Genomic DNA, 4,957 nt, shown 5'->3' with positions numbered 1-4,957 from the left:
TTTGATGTATATTTTACCAAATAAAACACATGAGATATTTGACATCTCTTACATTTATAAAGATTAATATATTTATATAATAACGAATAGTTTATATGCTCTTATTTTTCCTTAATGAGGTTACCTACAATGGGGTATATCGAAGAAATTAGAGAAGTTGTCGGATCAAGACCACTCAATTTATTAGGCGTTGCGGTAGCTGTTTTCAATGAACAAGGACAAATAAAAGAGACCTTTTTTAAAGGCCTCTTTTTTCACTTCACTTCTGCATGTAGGCATGACTTAAAATGTCCAAGTGCATATTCATGCCCTTGTGCATTAAAAGATGCAACCGCCTTTTCATAAACAACAATTTTAAACCCTTTATTATAAGCATCTACTGCTGTATGAAGAACACAAATATCAGTACAAACACCTACAAGATGAACTTCTGCTATTCCTCTTTCTCTTAGCTTCATCTCTAAGTCTGTTCCTGCAAATGCACTATACCGTGTTTTATCCATGTAATATACATTCTCTGCATTTTTATATGTTTCGTACACATCTTGTAATTCACCAAACAAATCTCTTCCATTTGTACCAGCTATATTATGAGGCGGGAATAACTTTGATTCTGGATGATATACATCATTTTCTTCATGTTTATCAATAGCAAAGACAACGTAATCTCCATTTTCAATATATTGCTTCGTTATATGTACAATTTCCTTCTCAATTTCCTGTCCTGGTTTCCCGCATGTTAAAGCGCCTTTCTCAGCTACAAAATCATATGTATAATCAATATTTATAAGAGCTCGTTTCATTACTATCTCTCCTTCTCCTGTTTCACAGTAAACAATAGAAAATTTGTTATTACGACATCGTATGTACTATTCGACATTTCAAATGAAATACCTACATTTTTCTTGCAAAACTCACCTTAATCCGAGTTTATCATAAAGTGAAACTTTAATCATTGGAGAGTTTGTTCATCTCCAATGATTATCAGCCCTCATCAATCGTGCATTTACAGGCAGTTGATCTCCCACCTAATCTCCTCACCTATACCGAGTTTTAAGGTAAGGTCTTACTGCCCGTTAGTGCGGGATATAATAGATAAACAATGGTAAAATAAATAGCTCCTATTAATAAGTCATGAATTTGATAATTGAGCGTAGCTTGAATCATCTCTTGTATCGTAAACCAAAATACTGCCATCATCATACTAATCAAGACGATACGAATACACCGATTCACATCTTCAACCTCTTTCTCTGTCATAGTAGTAACAAGTGATTACTTCCTATTTAATCGTATTAGAAAATGAAATAAGTTATTCACTCTTGCACACTCTAGTCCAAACAAAAAAGCACACTACTTTTTGAGTAATGTACTTTTTATTCTTGTTAAGACGCAGGTTTTGTCTCAAATGTTGCTTGATTAAAACTAATAACCTTTCCTTTCGGGTCATTGTTTTCATACTGAACTGCAGTAATTGTATGACTACCTGTTTCCAGCGTTTTTTCTTTTAACTGCACTGTTGTCTGCGTTGTACTAGTTACTTGATGTTTATCTGTATACATTTGATCTACAAATACGAATGTTTCTTTATCACTTTGAAAATTAGAAAGTTCTAATTCAACTTGCTGAATTAACGTATCCTTTTTGATGAATACAGTCGGTATATTGCCGTTTTCAGAAGTACCATCTGGAGTAATAACTTTTACTTTCCCTTCTCCAATTGACATTGCTCCTTCAGGAAATACAACCATATTCTCATCACTTGCGTTTACAACTTGTTCTTCCTGTTTTGATTGCGCGTCCTCTTTTTCCTGTGGAGCACCGCAACCAACTAATAACAATACAGACAATCCAGTGATTATGAATTTTTTCAAAATTCATCCCCCCTGTAACTTCATTATAATTTATTATACAAAAATAACTTTTAAATTTTGAGACTACTTTCAACACTTTCATGAACAAATAGAATCTTGCTCACGATTAATGTATCATACTTTCCTTAATAGAACATTAATTTTTTTTATGAAATAAATAGTAATTCCCTCTTATCTATCATTTTAGCCCAACATATGAATTACATACCCTCAAAAATAAAAAGACATTGTTAGTTCAATGTCTTTTCTATACAGCAATTAAAAAACAAACGTTGTAATATCATCTACTTCTTTTCTTGGAAGTTTCTTCGGTTTATCTTTCGGAAATCCGAGTGAAATAACCATATTTATTTGTTTTTCAGGCGCAATTTGTAAATATTGGCGCAGTTCATCTTGAGCTAGCAATACTGGCCCTGTCATTGGACAAGTACCAAGTCCCTTTGCATGTGCAGCTAACATTAAGTTTTGTGCCGCTAAACAGCTACTCTTAATGCCTTCTTCTTCCCAAACGGAATCTGGAACAAAAGCAATTGGATCAAATATCTTTTCACGGAACTTTGATTCATATGGTGTTGCCAAACATACAATTAATACTGGTGCCTCCGAGAAAGCTGTTGCATATGGTCCGAAAGAACGTGTAAGTAATTTCCCTGCTTTCTCTTCTCCATTTTCTGCTGCTTTTGCCGCAAGTTTATGTAATGCATCCCATGTCATTTGTTCAATTTCTTTAATCTTCTCTCGATTCATGATAACTAAGAATTCCCACGTTTGTGAATTCGTATCACTCGGTGCGTAACGAGCACAATCAATTATTTCTTTTATATCATTAGTAGATACTTCTTGATCTGTAAACTTTCTAACACTTCGTCTTCCGTGAATTACTTCTTTAAAATCTTCATAATTCATATATTAAATCCCCTTTTTACAGCGTTTTCAAAACTTGTCCTATGCTTGAATTATATCATGAAAAAAAGCCGGAAGAATACCAGCTTTTTTCTTCATGATTAATTTGTCACTTTAAACAAACGAATACTCTCTTCGTATGCAGCTTGTAGTTTTTTCGTAATTGGTCCTCTTTCACCAGCCCCGAACTGTTCATCACCAATTTGAACGACTGGGAATATTTCAAGTGGCGTCGCTGTAAAAAAGCACTCCTCAGCGTCATATACTTCTTGTAATGAAAACTCTCGTTCCTCTACATCGATATGTAACTCTTTCGCTAATGTAATTACGTAGTGACGTGTAATACCATGTAAAATGAAATGATCCGCTGGATGTGTAATCAACTTATTATTCTTCACGATAAAGAAATTGGAATGACACCCTTCAGTCACAATACCATCTCGTACTAATATTGCTTCTTGATACCCTTGTTCATTTATTTTGTTTTTGATCATGATATTAGGAAGCAAATTTAAAGATTTTATATGGCAAAACTTCCACCTGATGTCCTCTTCTACTGTCACCTTAATCCCTGCCTCCATTGAAGCAACTGGTCTTGGGAACGAAACAAGATTTGCAAAATATGTCGGTTGTAAATCTGATTCATATACATGATTGCGCGGTTGTGTACCTCTTGATATTTGTAAATATACATTCCCATCTTCTTGAAACTGATTTTTTTCAATCATTTGATATAACTCTTCTACTAATTCTTCCTTCGTAAATGGTGGAATTAGTTTTATTTCTGCCATAGAGTTAAAGAATCGTTCTAAATGTAAATCTAATAAATGTGGCTTCCCGTCATATAGTCTGAATACCTCGTATATACCATCACCAAATTGAAAGCCTCTCTCCTCTAATGGAATCATCGGCTGTTCTTCCTTCGTATTTACAATTCTTCCGTTAAATAAAATCCAATCTTTATGAGTAGCTTTCATTCTTCCCCACTCCTTTATCACATGATTGTTTTAATTGTACAACTTATCTACACTCAAAAGAAGGAATTTTCTGTATTTTAAAAAACAAAAAAGTGCATCACTTATTTAAAGGGATGCACTCGACTATTCATTTACTTCAGAAAATATTTTTCAATATCATCTAACATAAGATTTGCAGCTACAATACCACCTGCTGTATTCCAAATCACTTCATCTACTTGGAATACTTTATTATTTTTAGAAGCCTGTAGTTGCTTAAAGAGTGGATCTTCTGTCCATTCCTTCGCTAACGAATTTCCTTCATTATTCTTATCTGCATCTTTATCAGACGTGAAATAGAATAAGTAGTCTCCGTCCATATTTGGAATCTGCTCTTTTGTAATTCCTTTTATCGCAAAATCATCTTTATCTTGTAATGGTGGTCGTTTAAATCCAATATCATTTAAAACAACACCCGAGAATGAGTTTTTTTGATAAATACGAACATCACCTGGCACGAAACGAATAATAGAAACTTTAGAATTCAATTTATCGCCTAACTTCTCTTTCATTCCTTCAATGCGTTTTTTATAATCATCAAGAGCTTTTTGCCCTTCTTTTTCTTTATTTACAGCTTTTGTATAAAGTGTAAAGTTTTCTTTCCAATCACCGCGTAATGTTTCTGCATAAACAGTTGGTGCGATTTCTTTTAGCTGATCATATATTTTTTCATGACGCATTTTATTTCCGATAATTAAATCTGGCTTAAGCTTCATTACAGCCTCTAAATTAATATCACGTTCAGTTCCTACAACTTCCGTGTTTTTTAACTCTTTCGCTAAATGAGGATACCATTCATCACCAGCACGTGGTTTCGTAGTCCCCACTGGCGTTACGCCCACAGCTAGGAGAGCCTCTGCGCCTTCATTTGTTAAAACAACAACTTTTTTAGGTGTACCATTTACTGTCGTTTCACCCATTGCATGCTTTACCGTATATGAATCTTTTGCTTTCGCTGATATATTATTTTCTTTTTTCTCTTCTTTACTACATCCTGCAATTACAACCATGAGTATCATAATGCAGAACATAATTAGTTTTTTAGTATGTATCATATGTCCTCCCTAGATGAAATCGATTATCATTAACATTTAAAGATTAATGTATCTTATATACATTGTCAATGTATATAAGATAACTTTTTTAATATATACTATTTAGATT

At 33.5% G+C, this 4,957-nt stretch carries 6 protein-coding genes and 1 pseudogene; 1 reads left to right on the top strand and 6 read right to left on the bottom strand.

Translation table 11 applies throughout. The features are described 5' to 3' along the window. Positions 1–129: 129 nt before the first annotated feature. Positions 130–225: pseudogene (locus ABWK52_RS25895) on the top strand (DNA mismatch repair protein MutT); the annotation flags it as partial. A 29-nt stretch (positions 226–254) separates the two neighbouring features. Here ABWK52_RS25895 and ABWK52_RS25890 read toward each other — a convergent pair. The 6 genes from ABWK52_RS25890 to ABWK52_RS25865 all read right to left on the bottom strand — a co-directional run bounded on the left by ABWK52_RS25890 (position 255) and on the right by ABWK52_RS25865 (position 4,848). Continuing rightward, entirely contained in the window at positions 255–803 is a 549-nt protein-coding gene (locus tag ABWK52_RS25890; protein ID WP_000816758.1) for a cysteine hydrolase family protein, read from the bottom strand. A 250-nt stretch (positions 804–1,053) separates the two neighbouring features. Continuing rightward, on the bottom strand, positions 1,054–1,260 hold the full coding sequence (locus ABWK52_RS25885; RefSeq protein WP_000136533.1) for a hypothetical protein: 207 nt from the start codon (positions 1,258–1,260) through the stop codon (positions 1,054–1,056). A 125-nt stretch (positions 1,261–1,385) separates the two neighbouring features. Further along, positions 1,386–1,874, bottom strand: a complete 489-nt coding sequence (locus ABWK52_RS25880) for a hypothetical protein (protein ID WP_000713496.1) — start codon at positions 1,872–1,874, stop codon at positions 1,386–1,388. Positions 1,875–2,132: 258 nt separating this feature from the next. Further along, positions 2,133–2,780, bottom strand: a complete 648-nt coding sequence (locus tag ABWK52_RS25875) for a nitroreductase family protein (protein WP_098542214.1) — start codon at positions 2,778–2,780, stop codon at positions 2,133–2,135. A gap of 98 nt (positions 2,781–2,878) precedes the next feature. Further along, a complete protein-coding gene (gene dat, locus ABWK52_RS25870; protein WP_000648368.1) occupies positions 2,879–3,754 on the bottom strand; it encodes a D-amino-acid transaminase in 876 nt (291 codons plus the stop codon). 131 nt (positions 3,755–3,885) lie between these two features. Further along, positions 3,886–4,848 carry an ABC transporter substrate-binding protein gene (locus ABWK52_RS25865; protein WP_000581991.1) on the bottom strand — a complete coding sequence of 321 codons (963 nt, stop codon included), beginning with the start codon at positions 4,846–4,848 and terminating at the stop codon, positions 3,886–3,888. Positions 4,849–4,957 lie beyond the last annotated feature (109 nt).

Source organism: Bacillus sp. AP50 (genome assembly GCF_040492675.1).
Classification (GTDB): domain Bacteria; phylum Bacillota; class Bacilli; order Bacillales; family Bacillaceae_G; genus Bacillus_A; species Bacillus_A cereus.
This window is presented reverse-complemented; position numbering and strand designations above follow the sequence as displayed.